The sequence below is a fragment of the Kordia periserrulae genome, assembly GCF_003054265.1.
Lineage (GTDB): Bacteria > Bacteroidota > Bacteroidia > Flavobacteriales > Flavobacteriaceae > Kordia > Kordia periserrulae.
Genome location: NZ_QBKT01000020.1, coordinates 1 through 2,609 on the forward strand (window position 1 = coordinate 1; position 2,609 = coordinate 2,609).

Consider the following 2,609-nt stretch of genomic DNA (forward strand, 5'->3'; position numbering starts at 1 on the left):
TCCAACACCTTTGGAGCGATTTTCGCCAACGGATTTGAACTCACGTGTTGGAATTCCACTTTTACCCCGCAACAAACAACCGCAGAAATATCAGCCATTCACGCGCCGTATTTCCAAAACCTATTTCAAGAACTGCAAACCGCATCAAGTGTGAGCGAGTTGAACAATCGACTCAACTATTTGGCAATGGCAGTCTATGTATGTCGTGACATGTATTGGTTTTTGCGTGTGAATGAAAATTGGCGTAGATGTTCCCGTTTGGCACTCGATCAATACAACGAGGTATTCTACGCGCTGATTCCAGCTTTTGAAAGCATTGTTACCTCACTTGGCTACACCTACAATATCACAGAAATACGTCAAGAAACTACCGATGCCGCGTGGATATTTGAAGGTTATAATCATGAGTGGTCAGAGAACACCACCGCGATGTATCCTGTCTTTTTAGTGGAATCCAAAACCAATACTGACCCCGTAGAACCTATCGATGTGGTAAGTAATCCAACGGTTACGGATGGTACTAACTCGCCAAAACCAATAGTGACAAAAAAATCTTCCAATGCAGGATTGTGGCTTGCTGCCACTGCCATTGCAGGAACACTCATGGCAAAAGCTTAAAAACAAGTATTAATTATAAAAACAAATAGATATGAAATTTAAAATGTTTACAGGCAAGACAGTCGCTAGTGCATCCTTTGATGCAGGCGGGATGCTTGCAGGGGGATTACTCTCTTCAGGAGTTGAAGGACTTGTGCCAATTGAAGATTCTAAAATGCGAAAAGCAGCACTGGCGGCACTTGGAATATTTGGTGCAGCTTCCATACAAGGAAATGATACCACAGCCAAAATCACTAGAAACTTGCTTTTAGGAATGGGTATTCGTCAAGGACAACGCTTTATTGCCGAAGCAGCGACTCCAACACTTCCTGAAGCGGATGGAACGACCATGAACAAATTCATGCACGACATGTTAGAAACTGGCGGTGGCGATGTGATTAAACCAACGGTTGAAGCAAGCAGACGCATGGGGATGGGCTATCGTTTTACACCTAATCGAACCAACACTCAAATAGGTGCGCATCAAACCACTACCCAACCTACACGATTGGAGTTTCCACTGACTTAAAAACAAATTTTAGGACGATACCCCGCAACAAGTTGCAACAAAACGCAACAAGATGCAACAAGATGCAACAAAACGCAACAACAATTTAACAAATACAAAACACAATGAAACAAACAGAATTATACGCAGAAGTTTTGGACTATCTAGGCAAGGTTGCCAACGAATCAGGCAATTTCTCAAACGATATGTTAACCAATATTCGCAATCAGAATATCAAGTTACAAGACAGTGAAATTTACATACGTCACCAATTGCAAGACAACGGAAGCTCGCAGGACATCTTTGAAAAAGAATTGCAAAAGATTGTAGGAGAAAATCTCTTTGATGGTAACAAACTCGATACAGGACGCTACTTTATTGCCACTGGCGTGCGTCTTACCTACGGGGTTGCTGCTTCGGGAACTTCTCGCGGTCTAGTGGACTACGGGAATAACTTACCCGTTGGACTTTTAAACGGTCAAATCATTCAAAAGATGGATTCCAATATCGTAATGGACTTACCGATTAAAGCCATTGCCGATGCCATCCATACCGACAAGTACAAATATCCTTTTAACAAGTTTATCCTCTTTAGAGATAACAAAACCTTCAACGCAGAAATCAGAGTGCCTGACGGAGCAAGTCTAGGATTACAAGCTGGAGAAAAAGGATATATCGAACTGCGCTATATCGGATTTGAAACATCGGCTAGTAAAAAGTAATTGATACAACGTAAAAAAGTACAACCATGCAAAAAAATAGAAATTTAAAATATGTAGGTGTAAACCTTACCATCACTGAAAATGGAAAGTCCACGCAAGAACCAAAGGAACTTGTAAGAGGACGCTGTATCGGAGTTACTTTTTTTGAATTCGATGCAATTCCACTGCAAAATATCAATCTATCCATTGAAGATACACAGGGCAATCCCATTTTGGAAGCGGTAGATGTGCGTGATTTTAAAAAGGGTACTATTGGCGGATTGGAAGCCTACAAGCCTGTAAACTTTAAAACCAATGGCAAGGTGCTTATCAATATGTTTTCGCCTGAAATAGTTGCAAGAGAATTTGCAGGACACTTTTTATTTGTAATTGACACCGATGGCTATGACAGATAGAACAGGCACAATATCGGCAAAACTCATCACCGCAGATACCATTCTTGATTTGAAGCAACTCAATCAGCGCGGGGTTCATCATTTAACATTGCGCAATCGCGGGAATCAAACGGTGATGATAAACGGCATTGATGATGTCAAACCCGATGAGATATTTGTGGTGGAAGTTCCTTTTGCAGTGGTCAACAGCAGTTTTCGAATCGATTTTGTAGCAACAGAAGAAGCCGTGCCAAATCCAAGACTTGTGATTTGGTATGGCACACTGCATTGCCCGTCGAACTAGCAACAATTTGCAACAAAACGCAACAAGATGCAACAATCCGCAACAAGTCACAACAAGATGCAACACATCGCGCATCATCTATCACAGCATCCCAACAATTCCAT

General features: G+C 41.6%; 5 protein-coding genes. All 5 read left to right on the forward strand.

Annotated features, from left to right (window positions below; all coding sequences use genetic code 11):
• A partial coding sequence (locus C8N46_RS20730) for a hypothetical protein (RefSeq protein WP_158269221.1) occupies positions 1-618 on the forward strand: 618 nt, incomplete at its 5' end.
• Between the two features lie 31 nt (positions 619-649).
• Positions 650-1,126: a hypothetical protein gene (locus C8N46_RS19955; protein WP_108116875.1), complete on the forward strand. Its 477-nt coding sequence runs from the start codon at positions 650-652 to the stop codon at positions 1,124-1,126.
• A 104-nt stretch (positions 1,127-1,230) separates the two neighbouring features.
• Positions 1,231-1,827: a hypothetical protein gene (locus tag C8N46_RS19960; RefSeq protein ID WP_108116876.1), complete on the forward strand. Its 597-nt coding sequence runs from the start codon at positions 1,231-1,233 to the stop codon at positions 1,825-1,827.
• Between the two features lie 26 nt (positions 1,828-1,853).
• Entirely contained in the window at positions 1,854-2,222 is a 369-nt protein-coding gene (locus C8N46_RS19965) for a hypothetical protein (protein ID WP_108116877.1), read from the forward strand.
• Positions 2,212-2,505, forward strand: coding sequence for a hypothetical protein (locus C8N46_RS19970; RefSeq protein WP_108116878.1), 294 nt, complete (start codon positions 2,212-2,214; stop codon positions 2,503-2,505). Before C8N46_RS19965 ends, C8N46_RS19970 begins: the two co-directional genes overlap by 11 nt.
• Positions 2,506-2,609 lie beyond the last annotated feature (104 nt).